The sequence below is a fragment of the Pseudacidovorax intermedius genome, assembly GCF_001476815.1.
GTDB classification, from domain to species: Bacteria; Pseudomonadota; Gammaproteobacteria; order Burkholderiales; family Burkholderiaceae_C; genus Xenophilus; species Xenophilus intermedius_A.
Window position 1 is genome coordinate 1 of record NZ_LDSL01000002.1, and the last position, 21,292, is coordinate 21,292.

General features: G+C 68.1%; 17 protein-coding genes and 2 pseudogenes. 6 read left to right on the top strand and 13 right to left on the bottom strand.

All coding sequences use genetic code 11. The annotated features are described in order from the left end of the window. Window positions 1-52: 52 nt before the first annotated feature. The 11 genes and pseudogenes from NS331_RS00140 to NS331_RS00190 all read right to left on the bottom strand — a co-directional run bounded on the left by NS331_RS00140 (window position 53) and on the right by NS331_RS00190 (window position 13,958). Complete coding sequence (locus tag NS331_RS00140) at window positions 53-484, bottom strand: PaaI family thioesterase (protein WP_058640002.1); 432 nt, start codon at window positions 482-484, stop codon at window positions 53-55. A 25-nt stretch (window positions 485-509) separates the two neighbouring features. Next, window positions 510-1,685 (bottom strand): acetyl-CoA C-acyltransferase, encoded by a 1,176-nt coding sequence (locus NS331_RS00145; RefSeq protein WP_058640003.1) that lies wholly within the window; start codon window positions 1,683-1,685, stop codon window positions 510-512. Next, window positions 1,682-3,184 carry a M20 family peptidase gene (locus tag NS331_RS00150; protein WP_058640004.1) on the bottom strand — a complete coding sequence of 501 codons (1,503 nt, stop codon included), beginning with the start codon at window positions 3,182-3,184 and terminating at the stop codon, window positions 1,682-1,684. The genes NS331_RS00145 and NS331_RS00150 overlap by 4 nt, the downstream gene beginning before the upstream one ends. A gap of 38 nt (window positions 3,185-3,222) precedes the next feature. After that, window positions 3,223-5,331, bottom strand: a complete 2,109-nt coding sequence (locus NS331_RS00155; protein WP_058640005.1) for a 3-hydroxyacyl-CoA dehydrogenase NAD-binding domain-containing protein — start codon at window positions 5,329-5,331, stop codon at window positions 3,223-3,225. A 259-nt stretch (window positions 5,332-5,590) separates the two neighbouring features. Then, window positions 5,591-6,289: an ABC transporter ATP-binding protein gene (locus NS331_RS00160; RefSeq protein ID WP_058640006.1), complete on the bottom strand. Its 699-nt coding sequence runs from the start codon at window positions 6,287-6,289 to the stop codon at window positions 5,591-5,593. A 1-nt stretch (window position 6,290) separates the two neighbouring features. Continuing rightward, entirely contained in the window at window positions 6,291-7,067 is a 777-nt protein-coding gene (locus tag NS331_RS00165; protein ID WP_058640007.1) for an ABC transporter ATP-binding protein, read from the bottom strand. Between the two features lie 52 nt (window positions 7,068-7,119). Next, on the bottom strand, window positions 7,120-8,436 hold the full coding sequence (locus tag NS331_RS00170; RefSeq protein WP_058640008.1) for a branched-chain amino acid ABC transporter permease: 1,317 nt from the start codon (window positions 8,434-8,436) through the stop codon (window positions 7,120-7,122). A 3-nt stretch (window positions 8,437-8,439) separates the two neighbouring features. Beyond that, the gene (locus NS331_RS00175) at window positions 8,440-9,387 is read right to left on the bottom strand and encodes a branched-chain amino acid ABC transporter permease (protein WP_058640009.1); all 948 of its coding nucleotides are present in this window, start codon (window positions 9,385-9,387) and stop codon (window positions 8,440-8,442) included. Between the two features lie 157 nt (window positions 9,388-9,544). Then, window positions 9,545-10,777: a branched-chain amino acid ABC transporter substrate-binding protein gene (locus NS331_RS00180; protein WP_058640010.1), complete on the bottom strand. Its 1,233-nt coding sequence runs from the start codon at window positions 10,775-10,777 to the stop codon at window positions 9,545-9,547. A gap of 180 nt (window positions 10,778-10,957) precedes the next feature. Further along, window positions 10,958-12,193: pseudogene (locus tag NS331_RS00185) on the bottom strand (branched-chain amino acid ABC transporter substrate-binding protein). Between the two features lie 133 nt (window positions 12,194-12,326). Next, window positions 12,327-13,958, bottom strand: coding sequence for a 3-(methylthio)propionyl-CoA ligase (locus NS331_RS00190; RefSeq protein ID WP_058640011.1), 1,632 nt, complete (start codon window positions 13,956-13,958; stop codon window positions 12,327-12,329). 120 nt (window positions 13,959-14,078) lie between these two features. On the opposite strand from NS331_RS00190, the gene NS331_RS00195 reads away from it, so the two are divergent. The 5 genes from NS331_RS00195 (at window position 14,079) to NS331_RS00215 (ending at window position 17,742) form a co-directional block, all read left to right on the top strand. Continuing rightward, entirely contained in the window at window positions 14,079-15,572 is a 1,494-nt protein-coding gene (locus tag NS331_RS00195; protein ID WP_058640012.1) for a protein adenylyltransferase SelO, read from the top strand. Beyond that, window positions 15,569-15,991 (top strand): peptide-methionine (R)-S-oxide reductase MsrB, encoded by a 423-nt coding sequence (gene msrB, locus NS331_RS00200; protein ID WP_058640013.1) that lies wholly within the window; start codon window positions 15,569-15,571, stop codon window positions 15,989-15,991. The genes NS331_RS00195 and msrB overlap by 4 nt, the downstream gene beginning before the upstream one ends. 31 nt (window positions 15,992-16,022) lie before the next feature. After that, window positions 16,023-16,571 carry a septation protein A gene (locus tag NS331_RS00205; RefSeq protein ID WP_058640014.1) on the top strand — a complete coding sequence of 183 codons (549 nt, stop codon included), beginning with the start codon at window positions 16,023-16,025 and terminating at the stop codon, window positions 16,569-16,571. Next, entirely contained in the window at window positions 16,568-16,846 is a 279-nt protein-coding gene (locus NS331_RS00210; RefSeq protein WP_058640015.1) for a BolA family protein, read from the top strand. Before NS331_RS00205 ends, NS331_RS00210 begins: the two co-directional genes overlap by 4 nt. 116 nt (window positions 16,847-16,962) lie before the next feature. Next, on the top strand, window positions 16,963-17,742 hold the full coding sequence (locus NS331_RS00215) for a foldase protein PrsA (RefSeq protein ID WP_058640016.1): 780 nt from the start codon (window positions 16,963-16,965) through the stop codon (window positions 17,740-17,742). Between the two features lie 83 nt (window positions 17,743-17,825). On the opposite strand, the gene NS331_RS00220 is transcribed toward NS331_RS00215, so the two are convergent. Then, window positions 17,826-18,374, bottom strand: coding sequence for a hypothetical protein (locus tag NS331_RS00220; RefSeq protein WP_058640017.1), 549 nt, complete (start codon window positions 18,372-18,374; stop codon window positions 17,826-17,828). A gap of 159 nt (window positions 18,375-18,533) precedes the next feature. On the opposite strand from NS331_RS00220, the gene NS331_RS00225 reads away from it, so the two are divergent. Next, complete coding sequence (locus NS331_RS00225) at window positions 18,534-18,902, top strand: nuclear transport factor 2 family protein (RefSeq protein WP_058640018.1); 369 nt, start codon at window positions 18,534-18,536, stop codon at window positions 18,900-18,902. 36 nt (window positions 18,903-18,938) lie between these two features. Here the strand turns inward: NS331_RS00225 and purL are convergent. Continuing rightward, window positions 18,939-21,272: pseudogene (purL, locus tag NS331_RS00230) on the bottom strand (phosphoribosylformylglycinamidine synthase); the annotation flags it as partial. Between the last annotated feature and the right edge of the window lie 20 nt (window positions 21,273-21,292).

A 21,292-nucleotide genomic window follows, 5' to 3' on the forward strand; every position in this document is an offset into this window, starting at 1 on the left:
CGCGCCGGACGGCGGCGCGGGTTGCGGGCCAGGTCGGCCCGGCCTGGTGGGCTCAGCCCCGCGCCGCCACCAGGGCCATGGTGCCCGCCGCCTTGACGGCCAGCGTGCGCTGCCCGTCGGCCGCCACGGCGTAGACCTCGGCCTCGGCAAAGCTCAGCTGCCGCCCCGCGCGCAGCACCCAGGCCTCGCATTCCAGCCGCACGCCGCGGGCGCCGCGCAGCAGCGTGGTCTTGAACTCGGCGGTGACGATCCAGAAGCCTTCGGGCGCCATCGTCTGCGCCGCCGCGCCCATGGTGTGATCGGCGATGGAGGCCATCACGCCGGCATGGACGACGCCGGTGTGCTGCAGGTGGCGCGGCGCGAGCGTGAGCGCCGTGCACACCCGCCCGGCCTCGCCGCCCGTGGCCTGCACGCCCAGATCGGCCATGAAGGGCGCGCTGGCGAAGAAGCCCTGCAGCGTGGGCAGATCGACCTTCATCGCCATGCCCCGGGTGCGCGTTTTCCGGGGATCAGAGCACCTCGAACACGCCGGCGGCACCCATGCCGCCGCCGATGCACATGGTCACCACCACCTTCTTCGCGCCGCGGCGCTTGCCTTCGATCAGCGCGTGGCCGGTCAGGCGCTGGCCGCTCACGCCGTAGGGATGGCCGACGGCGATGGCGCCGCCGTTGACGTTCAGGCGGTCGTCGGGCAGGCCCAGCTTGTCGCGGCAGTAGATGACCTGCACGGCGAAGGCTTCGTTCAGCTCCCACAGGTCGATGTCGTTCACCGTCAGGCCCAGCTTCTTGAGCACTTTGGGAATCGCGAAGACCGGGCCGATGCCCATCTCGTCCGGCTCGCAGCCGGCCACCGCGAAGCCCAGGAAGCGGCCCAGGGGCTTGAGGCCCTTGCGCTCGGCATAGGCTTCGTCGACCACCACGCAGGCGCCGCCGCCGTCGGAGAACTGGCTGGCGTTGCCGGCCGAGATCAGGCCGCCCGGGATGGCCGGGCGGATGCCGCTGATGCCTTCCTTGGTCGTGCCGGGGCGGATGCCTTCGTCGTTCTCGACGGTGACTTCCTTGGTGATCAGGCCCAGCTGGCCGTCGGCCACGCCGGCCAGCACGGTGATGGGGGCGATCTCGTCCTTGAACTTGCCGGCCTCCAGGGCGGCGGTGGCGCGCTGCTGGCTGCGGGCGCCGTACTCGTCCATGGCCTCGCGGCCGATGTTGTAGCGCTTGGCGACCTGCTCGGCGGTCTGCAGCATGTTCCAGTAGATCTCGGGCTTGTTCTTCACCAGCCAGGGGTCGGCCAGCATGTGCTTGTTGGCCTCGTTCTGCACGCAGGAGATGCTTTCCACGCCGCCGGCCACGTACACCTCGCCCTCGTTCGCGATGATGCGCTGGGCGGCGGTGGCGATGGTCTGCAGGCCCGAGGAGCAGAAGCGGTTGATGGTCATGCCCGAGGTGGTGACGGGCAGGCCGGCGCGCAGCGCGATCTGGCGCGCGATGTTGCTGCCGGTGGCGCCTTCGGGCGTGGCGCAGCCCATGATGACGTCGTCGACCTCGGCGCCGTCGATGCCGGCGCGCTGCACCGCATGCTGCACGGCATGGCCGCCCAGCGTGGCGCCGTGGGTCATGTTGAAGGCCCCCTTCCAGCTCTTGGCGAGCGGCGTACGGGCGGTGGAAACGATCACGGCGCGGGTCATGGTGTCTTCCTTTGAATGGAGGCGGAAACGGAAGCCGGCTGCGACGCGTTGCGCAGCAGCTGCTGGTAGAAGCCGATCATGTCGCCGTAGGCGTCGATGCTCAGGCGTTCGTTGGTGCCGTGGAAGCGAGGCAGGTCCTCGTTGCTCACACGGATGGGCGAGAAGCGGTAGACCGCCTTCGAAATGCCCGTGAAATGGCGCGAATCGGTGGCCGCGGTCATCAGCCCCGGGGCCACCACCGCATCGGGAAAGCGCTCGCGGATGCTGCGCTCGATGAGCGCGTAGCCGCTGCTGTCGGTGGGCGACACCGGCGAGGGCTCGGCATTGCCCGGATAGGCCCTGATCTGGATGGCGTCGTCGGCCAGCGCCTTCTTCAGGTGGGCCTGCACGCTCGCCAGCGTGTCGCCGGGCAGCACGCGGAAATTGACGGCCGCCTCGGCGCGGCCGGGCAGCACGTTGTCCTTGTTGCCGGCGCGCACGATGGTCAGCGCCGTGGTGGTGCGCAGCATGGCATTGCTGCTGAGGCTCTTCTCGAGCTGGCCGCGCACCAGCGGCTCGGTGAGCCACAGGTTGGACAGCATCACGCGGTTGAGCGGGCTCATCTCCGGCGCCAGGGTGCCGAACATCTGGCCGGCCACACCGCGGATGGCACCGGGCATGGGCGAGGCCTCCAGCCGGGCCAGCGCCGCGCTCATGCGGCCGATGGCGCTGTGCGCCGGCGGCATGGAGGAATGGCCGGGCGCGGTGTCGAGCGTGAGGAAGAAGGTGGCGTAGCCCTTCTCCGCCAGGCCCACCAAGGCAGCGGGCTTGGACAGGCCAGGCAGCACGCCGTCGAGCACCAGCAGGCCCTCGTCCAGCACCCAGTCCAGTTGCACGCCGCGGGACTGCAGCAGCTCGGCGATGGGCTTGGCGCCGCGCAGGCCGCTGACCTCTTCGTCGTCGCCCATCACGAAATAGAGGGTCTGGCGCGGCTGAAAACCGGCCGCCAGCAGGGATTCGACGGCTTCCAGCTGGGCGAGCAGGTTGCCCTTGTCGTCCATGGTGCCGCGGCCCCAGATGAAGCCGTCCTTTACTTCGCCGGCAAAGGGATCGACGCTCCAGGCCCGCTCGGTGCCGGGCGCAATGGGCACCACGTCCTGGTGCGCCATCAGCGCGGCGGGCGGCGCCTTGGGGTCGCCGCCCTCCCAGGTGAAGAGCAGCGCATGCCGGCCCACCACCTCCTTGCGCAGCGCACCGTGCACGCGCGGGAACTGCTGGGCCAGGTAAGCCTGGAACCGATCGAACTCGGCGCCGGATTCGCCCGCGCCGTCCATGGCCGAGATGGTGCGAAAGCGCACCGCCCCGGCCAACCGCTGCGCCGCCGAGGCGAGGTCGACGTCCGCCTTCGGCGCAGGCGCCAGGGCGAGCTGCCGCGAACCCTGGCGCCAGGTGTTGATGCCCAGCGCCGCGGCCAGCAGTACCAGCACGGCGAGCAGGATCAGCAGAAGGCGGCGGATCATTGGCAGTCGGCTCGGTGGCGCGTCAGTCGCTCAGCGTCTCAGGCCTGGTCGAAGCCCTTGCCCTCGGCCGCCAGCTTGCGGATCAGCCCCGCCGGCTCCCAGAAGCTGGCGTCGTCGTTCGGGTTGCGGCCGAAGCGCTGCATCGCCTGCACCACGTTGAACAGGCCCTGCTGGCTGGCGTAGTGCATCGGGCCGCCGCGGAAGATCGGGAAGCCGTAGCCGGTGATGTAGACCATGTCGATGTCGCTGGCCTTGCTGGCGATGCCGTCTTCCAGGATGTGCGCGCCCTCGTTCACCAGCGCGTACACCAGGCGCTGCACGATCTCGTCGTCGCTGATCTTGCGCGGCGTGATGCCCAGCTCCTTGCGGTGCTCGGCAATCATGTCCTCCACCAGCTTCGACGGGATCGCGTCGCGCTTGCCCGCCTGGTAGTCGTACCAGCCGGCGCCGGTCTTCTGGCCGAAGCGGCCCAGTTCGCACAGCTTGTCGGCGGTGCGGCTGTACTTCATGTCGGGCTGCTCGACCGAGCGACGCTTGCGGATCGCCCAGCCGATGTCGTTGCCGGCCAGGTCGCCCATGCGGAAGGGACCCATGGCGAAGCCGAACTTCTCGACCGCCTTGTCCACCTGCGCCGGCGTGGCGCCTTCGTCCAGCAGGAAGCCGGCCTGGCGGCTGTACTGCTCGATCATGCGATTGCCGATGAAGCCGTCGCACACGCCCGACACCACGGCCGTCTTCTTGATCTTCTTGGCCAGGCTCATCACCGTGGCCAGCACGTCCTTGCCGGTCTTGGCACCGCGCACCACTTCCAGCAGCTTCATCACGTTGGCCGGGCTGAAGAAGTGCATGCCGATGACGTCCTGCGGGCGCTTGGTGAAGGCCGCGATCTTGTCGACGTCGAGCGTAGAGGTGTTGGAGGCCAGGATGGCGCCCTGCTTGGCCACGGCATCCAGCTGGGTGAACACCTTCTCCTTGACGCCCAGTTCCTCGAACACGGCCTCGATGATCAGGTCGCAGTCCTTCAGGTCGTCGTAGCTCAGCGTGGTCTTGAGCAGCGCCATGCGCTCATCGTATTTCTCGGGCTTGAGCTTGCCCTTCTTGACCTGCGCCTCGTAGTTCTTGCGGATGGTGGCCACGCCCCGGTCCAGCGCTTCCTGCTTCATCTCGAGGATGGTCACCGGGATGCCGGCATTCAGGAAGTTCATGCTGATGCCGCCGCCCATGGTGCCCGCGCCGATCACGCCCACCGTCTTGACGGCGCGCTGCGGCGTGTCGTCGGGCACGTCGGCGATCTTGCCGGCGGCGCGCTCGGCCATGAACAGGTGGCGCAGGGCCGCAGACTCGGGCGTGAACATCAGGCCGATGAAGTTCTGGCGCTCGAAGGCCATGCCCTCGTCGAACTTCATCTTGGTGGCCGCCTGCACCGCCTCCACGCACTTGAGCGGCGCCGGGTAGTTCTTCGACATGCCGCCCACCATGTTCTTGGCGAACTGGAAGTAGGCATCGCCCTGCGGATGGCGGCACGGCAGGTTGCGCATCAGCGGCAGGTCGCCGCCCTTGGCTGCCACGTCGCGGGCAAAGGCGATGGCTTCCTCGAGCACCGACTCGGCCGAGGCCGCCATCTTGTCGAACAGCTTCTGGCCCGGCAGGCCGGCCAGGCGCTCGCTCTTGACCGGTTCGCCGCTCACGATCATGTTGAGGGCGGCCTCGACGCCCAGCACGCGCGGCAGGCGCTGCGTGCCGCCGGCGCCGGGGATCAGGCCCAGCTTGACTTCAGGCAAGGCCACATTGGTGCCGGGCGCCGCCACGCGGTAGTGGCAGCCCAGGGCCAGCTCCAGACCGCCACCCATGCAGACCGAATGGATGGCCGCCACCAGCGGCTTGGTCGAGGCTTCCAGCGCCAGGATCACCGACAGCAGGTTGGGCTCGGCCAACGCCTTGGGCGAGCCGAATTCCTTGATGTCCGCGCCGCCCGAGAAGGCCTTGCCGGCGCCGGTGATCACCACGGCCTTGACGGCCGCGTCGGCCAGGGCCTTGGCCAGGCCGTCGGTGATGCCGACCCGCGTGGCATAGCCCAGGCCGTTGACCGGCGGGTTGCTCATGGTGATCACGGCCACGTCGCCGTGGACTTTGTATTCAGCCGTCATGCTGCGTTCCTTGGGTTGCGATGAGGGAGCGTTCGGAGCCATGCGCAGGTCGCCGGCGGGCCCGGCGTGCATTGCTGCCTCCTAAAAAAGCACGAGTGTTCTTTTCGGGGCATTCTAGGCAGATCGCATGTCGCGACAACCGCTGCCAGTCGCTCCCGGGACAAAGAACGGCAAGCTTGCACCGAGGCCTGCGCGAAGGCAAAAAAGAAGGGGCTCGCGCCCCTTGCTGCGGCAGGGCCAAGGCCCTTGGGGGAAACGATCAGACTTCCAGCCATTCCTTGCGGATGTTGGCGTCCGCGCGCAGGCCGTCGGGCGTGCCGTCGTAGACGATGCTGCCGTGGCCCATGACCAGCGCGCGGTCGGAGATGTGCATGGCGATGGTCAGCTTCTGCTCGATCAGCAGCACCGACACGCCCTTGTCCTTGAGCGTGCGCAGGTACTGGCCCACCAGCTCGACGATCTTGGGCGCCAGGCCCTCGGTGGGCTCGTCGATGATGATCAGTTCGGGGTCGCCCATCAGCGTGCGGCACAGCGTGAGCATCTGCTGCTCGCCGCCCGAGAGTACGCCGGCCTCGGTGTGCTGCCGCTCCTTGAGGCGCGGGAACATCTGGTACATGTCGTCGAAGCCCCAGCGGCTGCCCTTGCCGGCGCCCTTCTGGCCCAGCATCAGGTTCTGGTGCACGGTGAGCTTGGGGAAGACGTCGCGGTTCTCCGGCACGTAGCCGATGCCCAGGTGCGCGATCTCGTAGGCCTTGCGGCGCAGGATGTTCTGGCCCTTCCAGTGCACCGCGCCCTCGCCGTGCACCAGGCCCATGATGGCCTTGGCCGTGGTGGAGCGGCCCGAGCCATTCCGGCCCAGCAGCGCCACGATCTCGCCCGGCTGGATGGCGAAGGACACGCCATGCAGCACATGGCTCTTGCCGTAGTAGGCATGCAGGTCTTCGACCTTGAGCGTCATCTCAGTGTCCTCCTTGGGCGTCGGCGACCGGAGAGCCCAGGTAGGCCTCCTGCACGCGCGCATTGGCACGCACGGCCTCGGGCGTGTCGAAGGCGATGACCTCGCCGTACACCACCACCGCGATCTTGTCGGCCAGGCCGAAGACCACGCCCATGTCGTGCTCCACCGTCAGCAGCGTCTTGCCGACGGTCACTTCCTTGATCAGGTTGATGAAGTGCGTGGTCTCGGTCTTGCTCATGCCGGCCGTGGGTTCGTCCAGCAGGATCACGTTGGCGCCGCCGGCGATGGTGACGCCGATCTCCAGTGCGCGCTGCTCGGCGTAGGTGAGGTTCACGGCCAGCACGTCGCGCTTGCGCTCCAGGCCTACCTGGCGCAGCAGCAGCTCGGTGCGCTCGTTGGCATCGTCCAGCCGCGACAGGAAGCGCAGGAAGGTGTAGCGGTAGCCCAGGCTCCACAGCACGCCGCAGCGCAGGTTCTCGAACACCGACAGCTTGGGGAAGATGTTGGTGATCTGGAAGCTGCGCGACAGCCCCTTGCGGTTGATCTCGTACGGCGGCAGGCCGTCGATGCGCTCGCCGTGCAGCAGCACCTCGCCGCTGGTGGGATGCAGCCGGCCGCTGATCAGGTTGAACAGCGTGGACTTGCCCGCGCCGTTCGGGCCGATGACGGCGATGCGCTCGCCGGCGCGCACCGCCAGGTTGGCGCCGCGGATGATCTCGGTGCGGCCGAAGCTCTTGCGCAGTTCCTTCAGCTCGATCGCGTATTCGCTGTTGCTCATGCTCGGGTCTCCAGGCGGGTGGACGGGGTTCGGCGGCACATGCACCGCGTCCTCATGCCGCCGTCTCCTGCCGCTTGATCTGGGCCTCGATCTCCTCCTGCGCCTGGCCCCAGCGGTGGGCGAAGCGGCGGCGCACCTGGTCGAACAGCGCCAGGCCGGCCAGCGCCACGGCGCAGGCGCCCACCCAGTGCGCGGTGGACGAGGTGTCGAGAGCCACGCCGAAGAACTCGACCGTGGGGCCCAGGGCCGCGTTGAGCTGCATGTGGTAGATCATCTCCACCAGCGCCGCGAAGCCGGCGATCATGACCGCGCCGGTGGCGGCCAGCCCGGCATAGAGCCAGCCGAAACGGCCCAGCTTGCCGAAGCGCGCCACGCGCACGTTCATCATGATCAGGCTGGCCACGCCGCCGGGCGCGAACATCACCATGAACAGGAACACCAGGCCGAGGTACAGCAGCCAGGCCTTGCTCAGCTCCGACAGCAGGATCGAGGCGAAGACCAGCAGCACCGCGCCGATGATCGGCCCGAAGAAGAAGGTGGCGCCGCCCAGGAAGGTGAACAGCAGGTAGCCGCCCGAACGGATGGTCGACAGGCTGTCCGACGCATTCACGATCTCGAAGTTGATGGCCGCCAGCCCGCCGCCGATGCCCGCGAAGAAGCCGGCGATGATGAAGGACAGGTAGCGCACCCGCTGCGTGTTGTAGCCCACGAACTCCACCCGCTCGGGGTTGTCGCGCACCGCATTGAGCATGCGGCCGAGCGGCGTGCCGGTGAAGGCGAACATCAGCGCCGTGCAGATGAAGCAGTAGACGGCGATCAGGTAGTACACCTGGATCTGCGGGCCGAAGTTCCAGCCCAGGAACTTGCCGTAGACGCGGTCGGTCGTGATGCCGCCCTCGCCGCCGAAGAAGCCCGGGAACATCAGCGACATGGCCGCCACCAGCTCGCCGATGCCCAGCGTGATCATGGCGAAGGTGGTGCCCGACTTCTTGGTGGTGACGAAGCCGAAGATGGCCGCGAAGAGGGCCCCCGCCACGCCGGCCACCACCGGGATCAGCACCAGCGGCACCGGCACCTGGCCCTTGGACGCCATGTTCATCGCATGCACCGCGATGAAGGAACCCAGGCCCGTGTACACCGCATGGCCGAAGCTCAGCATGCCGCCCTGCCCCAGCAGGATGTTGTACGACAGGCAGATGATGATCAGGTAGCCGATCTGCGAGAGCATGGTCAGCGCCAGGCTGCTGGTGAACAGCAGCGGCGCGACGATCAGCGCCAGCGCGAACAGCCCCCAGACGAGGATGCGGCCCAGGTTGAGCGGCTTGAAGCGGTAGTAGGACGAAGGTGAAGTCATGGGAACGGCGCTCATCGGTCAGTCCTCGCGGGTGCCCAGCAGGCCCTTGGGCCGGAAGATCAGGATCAGCACCAGGAACAGGTACGGCAGGATCGGCGCCACCTGGGAAATGGTGAGCTTGAGCAGCGGATAGCCGAAAGTCTGGTCGGTCACCGCCATGCCCAGGGCGCGCAGGCCGGAGGCCATGGACTGGTCCAGCGCCACGGCGAAGGTCTGCACGATGCCGATCAGCAGCGAAGCGAGGAAGGCGCCGGCCAGCGAGCCCATGCCGCCCACCACCACCACCACGAAGATGATGGAGCCCACCGACGCCGCCATCGCCGGCTCGGTGACGTAGGTGTTGCCGCCGATCACGCCCGCCAGGCCGGCCAGCGCCGCGCCGCCGCCGAACACCAGCATGAACACGCGCGGCACGTTGTGGCCCAGCGCCTCCACCATTTCGGGATGCTTAAGCGCCGCCTGGATCACCAGCCCGATGCGGGTGCGCGTCAACAGCAGCCACACGGCCACCAGCATCAGCAGCGCGACCAGCATGATGAAGGAGCGCGACTTGGGGAACTGCGTGCCGTAGATGGTGAACAGCGGCCCCTGCAGCGCGGCCGGCAGGCCGTAGGGCACGGTGGAGCGGCCCCACACCAGCTGCACCACTTCAAGGATGAGGTAGGACAGGCCGAAGGTGACCAGCAGTTCGGGCACGTGCCCGAACTTGTGCACCCGGCGCAGGCTGTAGCGCTCGAAGGCGGCGCCCAGCGCGCCCACCAGCAGCGGTGCGATGAACAGCGCCGGCCAGAAGCCGAGCAGGCCCGACAGCGTGTAGGCGAAGTAGGCACCCAGCATGTAGAAACTGGTGTGCGCGAAATTCAGCACGCCCATCATGCTGAAGATGAGCGTCAGGCCCGAGCTGAGCATGAACAGCAGCAGGCCGTAGCTCACGCCGTTCAGAAGGGAGATGAGAAAGAATTCCACTGTCGTCGAACCTCAGGAAAACATCCGGCCCGGGTGCCGGAGGCCGGCGCCGCGTGGCGACGGGACCGGGTTTGGCGCATGCAACGCCAGACGGCGTTCCGGGGTGCCGGACGCGGCGGCCGGCACCCCGGCGCCGCGTCCGTTCTACCCGACGGTATCAGGAGGGCCGCTTCATCTGGCAGCTGGTCGGCGTGCTCGCCACGTAGGCCTCGTAGAACTTGACCGGCGCCAGCGTGTAGCCCGTGTTCTCGGGGCTGTACGGGTACTTGGCGCTGGCCTTCTCCCAGCGGGTGATCCACAGGCCCTGCTGCAGCTGGTGGTCGGTCTTGCGCATCTCGACGTCGCCGTTGAAGCTCTTGAAGCGCATGCCTTCCATGGCCGCCGCCACCTTCACCGGGTCGGTGGACTTGGTCTTGACGAAGGCGTCGGTCAACATGGCATAGACCGTGTAGATGTCGGTCGTGTACATGTCGTCGTTGAACTTCTTCTTGAAGGCCTCGGTCAGCGGCTTGATCGGGCCGTCGGCGTTGTAGTGGCTGTAGCCCACCTGGTAGACCTTGCCGTCCGACGCGGCGCCCATGGCCGTGGGCGTGCCGCTGGTCACGGCGTAGTAGGTGTAGTACTTGACGTTCAGGCCGGCGTCGTTGCCCGCCTTGATGAGCAGCGCCAGGTCGGAGCCCCAGTTGCCGGTGATCACCGTGTCGGCGCCCGACTGCTTGATCTTGGCGATGTAAGGCGCGAAGTCACGCACCTGCGCCAGGGGATGCAGGTCGTCGCCCACGATCTGCACGTCCGGCCGCTTGCGCGCCAGGTTCTCCTTGGCGAACTTGCTGACCTGCTGGCCATGCGAATAGTTCTGGTTGATCAGGTAGACCTTCTTGATGTCCTGCTGGTCCTTCATGTAGGTGGTCAGCGCCTCCATCTTCATGGAGGTGTCGGCATCCAGGCGGAAGTGCCAGTAGCTGCACTTGCTGTTCGTCAGGTCCGGGTCCACCGCGGCGTAGTTGATGTAGACCACTTCCTTGCCGGGGTTGCGGGCGTTGTGCTTCTCGAGCGCGTCCATGATGGCCAGCGCCGGGCCCGAGCCGTTGCCCTGCACCACGTAGCGCGCACCCTGGTCCATCGCCGAGCGCAGGGCCGCGGTGGTTTCCTGCGGACTGAGCTTGTTGTCGATGCCGATGATCTCGAACTTCACGCCGGCCGCGTTCTTCTTGTTGAACTCCTCGGCCAGGAACTGGAAGGTCTTGAGCTGGTTCGTGCCCACCGCCGCCATCAGGCCCGACAGCGGATCGAGCCAGGCGATCTTGACGGTCTCACCCTGCTGGGCAAAAGCGCTGCTGCCGAAGGCCAGGACGCAGGCCGCGGCGGTGAATTTGAAAATGGTCTTCAAGGCATGTCTCCTGAGTGGTGTTCCGGTGCTGGAACTTGCACGAGCGTACAGTGCTTCAGCGCCCGCTCGCTAGGGGAAAGCCCCGCGATTCCCCTCTGGAGACTGCCTTTTCTATCACCCGTGCGACAGGCGCCGAAGCTGCCTTCTACCCTGCGGTAGCACGGCCCTGGTGCACGGGCCTCAGGGCCGCTTCATCTGGCAGCTGGTGGGGGTGCTGGCGACGTAGGGCTCGTAGTACTTGACCGGGGCGAAGGTGTAGCCGGTGTTCTCCGCGTCGTAGGGATACTTGCCGCCGGCCTTGTCCCAGCGGGTGATGTACAGGCCCTGCTGCAGCTGGTGGTCCGCCTTGCGCATCTCGACCTCGCCGTTGAAGCTCTTGACGGTCATGCCCTCCAGCGCGGCGGCCACCTTCACCGGGTCGGTGGATTTCGTCTTGACGAAGGCCGCGTCCAGCAGCGCGAAGGTGTGATAGATCGAGTTCTGCGTCATGTCGTCGTTCATGCGCTTCTTGAAGTCGGCCATCAGCGGCTGGATGGGCGGGCCCATGTTGTAGTGGCCGTAGCCCACCACGTAGACCTTGCCGGCCGCGCTCGCGCCCATGGCGGTGGGCGCGCCCGAGCCGAAGGCGTAGTAGGTGTAGAACTTCACCGTGTCCAGCAGGCCGGCATCGTTGGCGGCCTTGATGAGCAGCGCCAGGTCGGAGCCCCAGTTGCCGGTGATCACCGTGTCGGCGCCCGACTGCTTGATCTTGGCGATGTAGGGCGCGAAGTCGCGCACCTGCGCCAGCGGATGCAGGTCGTCGCCGACGATCTGCACGTCCGGCCGCTTGCGCGCCAGGTTCTCCTTGGCGAACTTGCTGACCTGCTGGCCGTGCTAGTAGTTCTGGCCGATCAGGTACACCTTCTTGATGTCCTGCTGGTCCTTCATGTAGGTGGTCAGCGCCTCCATCTTCATCGACGTGTCGGCGTCCAGCCGGAAATGCCAGTAGCTGCACTTGCCGTTGGTGAGATCCGGGTCCACCGCCGCGTAGTTGAAGTACACGACCTCCTTGCCGGGGTTGCGCGCGTTGTGCTTTTCCAGCGCGTCGATGATCGCCAGGGCCGGGCCCGAGCCATTGCCCTGGGTCACGTAGCGCGCGCCCTGGTCCATGGCGGAGCGCAGTGCGGCCGTGGTCTCCTGCGGGCTCAGCTTGTTGTCGATGCCGATGATCTCGAACTTGACGCCCGAGGCATTGCTCTTGTTGAAGTGCTCGGCCAGCAGCTGGTAGGTCTTGAGCTGATTGGTGCCGACGGCCGCCATCAGGCCGGAGAGCGGGTCCATCCAGGCGATCTTCACGGTCTCGCCCTTCTGGGCGAAGGCACTGGTCGCCATCACGGCCAGGGCAGCGGCGGCGAGGCTCTGGTAGCGGATCTTCATCGAACGGTCTCCTCGGATGTGGTGTCCGCGCAGCGTAGCCACCCGGCCCGATCCGCCCCTCAGGGAACACCCGAAAAAAAAGCCGCGGAGGCGGCCTTCCCTATCGCGCAGGCGACAGCCCGCCGCCAACGGCTCAGAGGCCCGGCAGCCTGTAGTCCTTGAGCAGCTCGCGGATGCGCGTCTTGAGGATCTTGCCGGTGGCGCCCAGCGGGATCGCCTCCACGAAGACCACGTCGTCCGGGATCTGCCACTTGGCCGTCTTGCCCTCGTAGAACTTGAGCAGTTCCTCGCGCGTGACCTCCGCCCCGGCCTTCTTCGCCACGACCACGATGGGCCGCTCGTCCCACTTGGGATGGAACACGCCGATGCAGGCCGCCATGGCCACGGCCGGATGCGCCACGGCGATGTTCTCGATGTCGATGGAGCTGATCCATTCGCCGCCCGACTTGATCACGTCCTTGCTGCGGTCGGTGATCTGCATGAAGCCGTCGGCGTCGATGGTGGCCACGTCGCCGGTGGGGAACCAGTTGCCGGCCTGCAGCGGGTTGCCGCCCTCGCCCTTGAAGTATTCCTTGACGATCCACGGGCCCTTGACCAGCAGGTCGCCGTAGGTCTTGCCGTCCCAGGGCAGTTCCTGGCCGTCGTCGCCGACAATCTTCATGTCCACACCGAAGATGGCGCGGCCCTGCTTCATGCGCAGCGCCAGCTGCTCCTGCGCGGGCAGCGACAAATGCTTGTTCTTGAGCGTGCACAGCGTGCCCAGCGGGCTCATCTCGGTCATGCCCCAGGCATGCAGCACGTCCACGCCGTACTGCTCGCGGAAGGCGTTGATCATGGCCGGCGGGCAGGCCGAGCCGCCGATCACCGTGCGGTTGAGCTTGCCGAACTTGAGGCCCTGCGCCTGCATGTGGCCCAGCAGCATCTGCCAGACGGTGGGCACGCCGGCGGCGAAGGTCACGCCCTCGGCCTCGATCAGCTCGTAGACCGACTTGCCGTCCAGCGCCGGGCCGGGGAACACCAGCTTGGCGCCCACCAGCGCCGCGGAATACGGAATGCCCCAGGCATTGACGTGGAACATGGGCACCACCGGCAGCACCGAGTCGCGCGCCGACAGGCACATCACGTCGGGCAGGCAGGCGGCGTAGGCGTGCAGGATGGTCGAGCGGTGGCTGTAGAGCGCGGCCTTGGGGTTGCCCGTGGTGCCGCTCGTGTAGCACATGCTGGAAGCCGAGTTCTCGTCGAAGCTGGGCCAGTCGTAGGTGTCGGGCTGGCCGCCGATCCAGCTTTCGTAGCTGACGAGGCCGGGGATGCCGCTGTCGGCCGGCAGCCTGTCGGCGTCGCACAGGGCGACCCACTTCTTCACCGTCGGGCAGCGCGCGTGCACGGCCTGCACCAGCGGCAGGAAGCTCAGGTCGAAGCACAGGACCTGGTCTTCGGCATGGTTGGCGATCCAGGCGATCTGGTCGGGATGCAGGCGCGGGTTGATGGTGTGCAGCACCCGGCCGCTGCCGGAGACGCCGTAGTACAGCTCCAGGTGGCGGTAGCCGTTCCAGGCCAGCGTGGCCACCCGGTCGGAGAAGAGCAGGCCCTCGGCCTCGACCGCGTTGGCGACCTGCCGCGCACGGCGTGCGCAGTCGGCCCAGGTGTAGCGGTGGATGTCGCCCTCCACCCGGCGCGACACGATCTGGCCGTCGCCATGATGGCGCTCGGCGAATTCGAGCAGGTTGGAAATCAGCAGGGGGCGGTCTTGCATCAGGCCCAGCATGTGGGAGGCTCCTTGGTGGCTAGCGGCAAAGCGCATGAGTATTGCGCGGTGCAGCATGGCCGCCGCATCGGGAATCCCCGTAAGTCCGGCGGGCGAAAGGGCTTCACGGACAATCCGTCGATGCGTTCCCAGCCCTCGTCCAGCCCCTCCGCCCCCGGCGTACAGGGCCACGCCGCACCGCACTGGCGTGAAGGTTTCGCCGGCCTCGGCCCGGCCTTCTACACCCGCCTGCGCCCCACGCCCCTGCCCTCGCCCACGCTGATCGCCGCCAGCGAGCCGGCGCGGCAGCTGCTGGACTGGTCGCGCGACTGGCTCGAATCGCCCGATGCCCTGGAGCTCCTGGCCGGCAATGCTGTGCCCGCGGGCAGCGAGCCGCTGGCCACCGTCTACAGCGGCCACCAGTTCGGCGTCTGGGCCGGCCAGCTGGGCGACGGCCGCGCCATCCTGCTCGGCGAGACCGACAGCGGCTTCGAGGTCCAGCTCAAGGGCGCGGGCCGCACGCCCTATTCGCGCATGGGCGACGGCCGGGCCGTGCTGCGCTCCAGCATCCGCGAATTCCTGTGCAGCGAGGCGATGCATGCCCTGGGCATCCCGACCACGCGCGCGCTGGCGCTGGTCGGCTCGCCCGCGCCTGTCGCGCGCGAGACGGTCGAGACGGCCGCCGTCGTGACCCGCGTCGCACCCAGCTTCATCCGCTTCGGCCATTTCGAGCACTTCGCCGGCCGCGGCCAGCACGAGGAACTGCGCCAGCTGGCCGACTTCGTCATCGACCGCTTCTATCCCGGCTGCCGCAGCGACACCCGCTTCGGCGGCAATGCCTACGCCAGCCTGCTCAATGCCGTGAGCGAGCGTACCGCGGCGCTCATGGCGCAGTGGCAGGCCGTGGGCTTCTGCCACGGCGTGATGAACACGGACAACATGTCCATCCTGGGCCTGACCATCGACTACGGGCCCTTCCAGTTCCTCGACGGCTTCGATCCCGGCCACATCTGCAACCACAGCGATTCGCAGGGCCGCTATGCCTACAACGCCCAGCCCAACGTCGCCTACTGGAACCTCTTTTGCCTGGCGCAGGCGCTGATGCCGCTGATCGGCGAGGAAGAACTGGCGCTGGCAGCCCTCCAGTCCTACCGCGAGGTCTTCCCGCTGCGCTTCGAGGCCGCCATGCTGGCCAAGCTGGGCCTGGCCCAGCCGGTGGCCGGCGACGCTGCGCTGCTGGAGGCGCTGTTGCGCGTGATGGCCGCCGAGCGCATCGACTGGACCATCTTCTGGCGCCGCTTCGCGCACTACCGCGCCGGCGGCCCGGCCGATCCGCTGGACGAGCTGTTCGTCGACCGCACCAGCTGGCGGCACTGGCTGTCGGCCTTCGAGCGCCGGCCGACCGGGGCCGACGCCGCGGCGGCCGTCGCTACACTGCGCGCCAATCCGCGCTTCGTGCTGCGGAACCACCTGGGCCAGCAGGCCATCGAAGCAGCCCAGACGGGCGACTTCTCCGGCGTCCACACCTTGCTTGGGCTGCTGGAGGCCCCATTTGACGAGCATCCCGGCATGGATGCCTATGCCGACTTCCCGCCCGACTGGGCGTCCGCCATCGAAATCAGCTGCTCCTCATGACCGAACCGACCATCCGCAAGACCGACGCCGAATGGAAGGCCCTGCTGGCCGAAAAGGGCGCCGAGCCCGCCGCCTTCAACGTCACCCGCCATGCCGCCACCGAGCGGCCCTTCACCGGCAAGTACGAAGCCCACTGGGCCGACGGCAGCTACCACTGCATCTGCTGCGGCGCCAAGCTGTTCGACTCCGACACCAAGTTCGACGCCGGCTGCGGCTGGCCCAGCTTCTCGGCCGAGGCCGTGCCCGGCGCCATCACCGAGCACGTCGACCGCTCGCACGGCATGGTGCGCACCGAGACCGTGTGCAGCCAGTGCGGCGCGCACCTGGGCCATGTCTTCCCCGACGGGCCGGCGCCCACCGGCCTGCGCTACTGCATGAACTCGGCCTCGCTGGACTTCAAGCCCGAAGACGCCGAGTGAGCCACCCCGAAGGCGCCCACCCCATTCCCGCATGAAAGCCCTGCTCGACTTCCTGCCGATCGTCCTGTTTTTCGGCGCCTTCAAGTTCTACGACATCTACGTGGCCACCGGCGTGCTCATGGCCGCCACGGTGGTGCAGATGGCCATCGTCTATGCCATGGAGCACCGGCTGCAGCCCATGCAGAAGGCGACGCTGGTGCTGATCCTGCTGTTCGGCGGCCTGACGCTCGCGCTGCACGACGACCGCTTCATCAAGTGGAAGCCGACGGTGCTCTACGGCGCCATGGCCATCGCGCTCGCCGTGGCCCTGTGGGGCCTGCGCCGCAACGTGCTCAAGATGCTGCTGGGCAGCCAGCTGGTGCTGCCCGACCGCATCTGGCGCCGCCTGGGCGTGGCCTGGGTCGTCTACTGCGCTTTCATGTCGGCCATCAATGCCTACGTGGCGCTGTACTTCAGCACCGACGCCTGGGTCAACTTCAAGCTCTGGGGCTACGTCTTCCCGATTGCCTTCCTGGTGGCGCAGGGCCTGTACGTCGCGCCGCACCTGCAGAACCCGCCGGCCGACAAGGAGTCCGCATGACGGGCGCCGCCGCCGGCCTGCCGCGCGTGGAGGAACTGGAAGCCGCGCTGCGCGCGCTGCTGCAGCCCACGCAGCTCGAAGTCCTCGACGAAAGCGCTGCCCACGCGGGGCATTCGGGCGCCGGCCCGGCGGGCTGGGGCACCCACTTCCGGGTGCGCGTCGCCTCCCCCTTGTTCGAGGGGCGCACGCGGGTGGCGCGGCATCGCCTTGTGTATGATGCCGTCCAGCCTTTTGTAGCCCGCGGCCTGCACGCGATCGCCATCGAGACACTCTGAGCCACGCGCCGCACCGGTCCACCCGGCTTCCGCCGCAAGGCCGCCTTCTCCCCTCCCCTTCTTCCTCATCGGCCCGCTTTCCGGCGCCATCCCTTCCTCCTAGCCGTTCTCCGATCATGAAAAAACAAGTGCTCCACGTCCTGGCCGCTGCCGCACTGGCGGCTTCGCTGCCTGCCCTGGCGCAGAACGCCGCCATCGTCAACGGCAAGCCCGTGCCGAAGGCGCGGATGGAAGTGCTGGCCCAGCAGCTGGCCGCCGCCGGCCGCCCCGTCACACCGGAGATGCAGGACCAGCTGCGCGAGGAAGTGATCACGCGTGAAGTGTTCATGCAGGAAGCCCAGAAGCAGGGCCTGGACGGCAGCGACGAGTTCAAGGCCCAGATGGAACTGGCCCGCCAGGCCATTCTGATCCGCCAGCTCTTCGACAACTACCGCAAGACCCATCCGGTGACCGACGCCGAGGTCAAGGCCGAGTACGACAAGATCGCCGCGGCCAACAGCGGCAAGGAATACCACGCCCGCCACATCCTGGTGCCCACCGAGGAAGAGGCCAACAAGATCCTGGCCGAGCTCAAGAAGGGCGCCAAGTTCGAGGACCTGGCCAAGAAGTATTCGAAGGACCCGGGCTCCGGCGCCAACGGCGGCGACCTGGACTGGACCACGCCCGCCAGCCTGGTGCCCGAGTTCTCGCAGGCCATGGTCAAGCTGAAGAAGGGCGAGACCACCAGCGCCCCGGTCAAGACCGAGTTCGGCTGGCACATCATCCGCCTGGACGACACGCGCGACATGCAGTTCCCCAAGCTAGACGAGGTGAAGGCCCAGCTGACGCAGCAGATGCAGCAGCAGAAGCTGCAGAAGTACCAGGAAGAGCTGCGCAGCAAGGCGCGCGTGGAATAAGGCCTGGTGCTGCGGGCACGCCCCTGCTGGCGCGCCTGGCGGTGCAGTCCTTGAACCGGCGCAGGCGCCTCGCCTGACCGATCTCAGTTGATGAACGACGGCCCGGATGCGCCCTGCGTCCGGGCCGTTTCGTTGGGGGCCGGCGCGGCCGGCAGGCCCCAGCCGCCGCGTTCCGCGGCCTGCAGCAGCAGGGTCTGCAGCGCCGTGGCGGTGGCCGCGGGCACGTTGAGATCCACGTCCCGCCCGTCGCCGATGCGCCAGCGGATCGACAGGTGGCCCGCCGCCTCGGCGCCCGTGGGCACCGACAGCGTCACCTCGGTTACCACGGGAATGGCACCGGCGGCAACGCCCGGCGGCGCGGGCTGGGCAGGCGTGTCGAAGTCGGCATCGCGCAGGGCCTGGGCCCGGGCCGATTCGGCCAGCAGGTCGGCCGCGCCCTCTGGCAACGGCACCGTCCCCCACTCCGCCGCCACATGGGCGCGCGACACCGCCTGATGCAGCGGTGCGTGCAGCGCCAGCAGCAACCGGCGCGTCAGCCACAGGCTGAGCCGCTCGCCGGCCGTCGTGCTGAGGTGCATCAGCAGACGGTCTTCGGCGGCGACGTATTCGACGGTGATCTGGTGCAGTTGCATGGCGCGAGTATGCGTGCTGTCGAGCAGCGCCAGCGGCGAGAGACTGCGCGCTTGCCAAAACCCATGACATCCAGGCTGAAAGGCGTCGTGGCACGTGGCCGCTGGACCCTCGCGGTCATCGACATCTGTTAGGGTGCCATTCCTCAGGAGGTCGGACTCATGAATGAACTCGAAGAAGTGAAGACTTGCGAGGCGCAATTGCGTCTGGCGATGCTGTCCAGCGATGTCGAAGGCTTGTCGGCGCTGATCGACGAGGGCCTGGTGTTCACGGGGCCCGACGGCTCGGTGCTGGGCAAGGCGCAGGACCTGTCGGCGCACCAGTCGGGCCTGCTCAAGCTGGAGAGGCTCGACGTTCTTTCATGCGACCTGCACCGCGTCGAGAACATGGTGTTCACGACCACCAAGGCCAAGCTGGTCGGCCGTTTTGGCGACATGCGCATCGACGGCATCCATGCGTATACGCGGCTGTGGTCCCGCGCGAGCGGGCAGTGGCAAGTGGTGGCGGGTCAGGTAGGCCGCATCGCTTAGCGCCATAGCGCCGGCACGCGGCCAGATCGCTCGAGTTCATCCCACCCAGCGGCGCGCGTTGCGCCAGATCTCCATCCAGGGGCTGCGTTCGGCGCGGTCACCCGACGTCCAGCTCATCTGCACGTTGCGGAACACGCGCTCCGGGTGCGGCATCATGGCCGTGAAGCGGCCGTCGGCCGTGGTCACCGCCGTCAGGCCACCGGCGCTGCCGTTGGGGTTGAGCGGATAGCGTTCGGTCGGCTGGCCGGCATGGTCCACGAAGCGCATGGCCGCGATGGCGCCGTCGGCATTGCCGCGGTGGCGGAAGTCGGCATAGCCCTCGCCGTGCGCGACGGCGATCGGCACCCGGGCGCCGGCCATGCCGGCGAAGAACAGGCTGGGCGAGTCGAGCACTTCCACCTGCGACAGACGGGCCTCGAAGCGCTCGCTGCGGTTGGTGGTGAAGCGCGGCCAGTCCTGCGCGCCCGGGATGATGTCGGCCAGCTCGGCGAACATCTGGCAGCCGTTGCACACGCCCAGGCCGAAGGTGTCGGTGCGGCCGAAGAAGTCGCCGAACTGCTGTGCGAGACGCGGGTTGAAGGTGATGCTGCGCGCCCAGCCGATGCCGGCTCCCAGCGTGTCGCCGTAGCTGAAGCCGCCGCAGGCCACGATGCCCTGGAAGCGGGCCAGGTCGGCGCGGCCGCTCTGCAGGTCGGTCATGTGCACGTCGACCGACTCGAAACCGGCCTCGTGGAAGGCATAGGCCATTTCCACATGCGAATTGACGCCCTGCTCGCGCAGGATAGCCACGCGCGGCCGGGCGCTGCCCACGAAAGCGGGTGCACGGCCGAAGCCCTCGGGCAGGTGCACATGCAGGCCTGTGTCGGCCGGATCGCCGGCGGCGGCGTGCTCGGCGTCGGCGCAGTCGGGGTTGTCGCGCTCGCGGCAGATCTTCCAGCTCACGCTGTCCCACACCTGGTGCAGGTCGGCCACGGTGGCGCTGAACACGGCCTTGGTGTCGCGCCAGACCTCGACCTTGCGCTTGCCGGCGTCGATGGGCGAGCTCTCGGGCCGGGTCTTGCCGACGAAGTGGCTGAAGACGGACAGGCCGTGCGCCCGCAGCGTCTGCATGACCTCGTTGCGCTCGGCCGTGCGCACCTGCAGCAGCAGGCCCAGCTCTTCGTTGAACAGCGCCTTGAGCGTGAGCTCCTCGCGGCGGGCGCTGACCTGCTGCGCCCAGTTCTTGGCATCGCCCGTCTCCATGCGGCTGTCGCTGATGCCGTCGCCTTCGGTGACGAGCAGGTCGACGTTGAGCGACACGCCCACGTGGCCGGCGAAGGCCATCTCGCAGGCGGCGGCGAACAGGCCGCCGTCGCTGCGGTCGTGCAGCGCGAGCAGCTTGCCTTCGGCGCGCAGCTGGTTGACGGCATCCACCGTCCTGACCAGCAACTGCGGATCGTCCAGGTCGGGCACGCGGTCGCCGGTCTGGCCCAGCACCTGCGCCAGGATGCTGCCGCCCATGCGGTGCTGGCCGCGGCCCAGGTCGATCAGCACCAGGGTGGTGTCGGGCTCCTGCGCATCGAGCTGCGGCGTGAGCGTGCCGCGCACGTCGTCGATGCTGGCGAAGGCGCTGACGATCAGGCTCACCGGCGAGCTGACCTTCTTCTTGTCGGTGCCCTCGGCCCATTGCGTGCGCATGGACAGCGAATCCTTGCCCACGGGAATGGAGACGCCCAGCGCCGGGCACAGCTCCAGGCCCACGGCCTTGACCGTCTCGTAGAGCGCCGCGTCCTCGCCCGGCTCGCCGCAGGCCGCCATCCAGTTGGCGGACAGCTTGACGCGTGCCAGCTCGATGGGCGCGGCCAGCAGGTTGGTGATGGCTTCGGCGACGGCCATGCGGCCGGAGGCCGCGGCGTCCAGGGCGGCCAGCGGCGTGCGCTCGCCCATGCTCATGGCCTCGCCGGCGAAGCCCTGGAAGTCGGCCAGCGTGACGGCGCAGTCGGCCACCGGCACCTGCCAGGGGCCGACCATCTGGTCGCGGTGCGACAGACCGCCCACCGTGCGGTCGCCGATGGTCACCAGGAAGCGCTTGGAGGCCACGGTCGGATGCGACAGCACCTGGATCGCGGCCTGCTGAAGGTCCACGCCCGTGAGCTCCAGCGGCTTGAAGGTGCGGTGGATGCGGGCCACATCGCGGTGCATCTTGGGCGGCTTGCCGAGCAGCACGTCCATGGGCATCTGGACGGGATGATGACTCCCTCCTCCGCTGGGGGAGGGCTGGGGCGGGGGCACGCTGCGCCCGCGGCTGCCCCCACCCCTGCCTTCCCCCAGAGGGGGAAGGGGCAACGCCACGTCGCCGACGACGAGTTCGCGCTCTTCCGTCGCCACGCCTGCCCCTTATACACATCTCC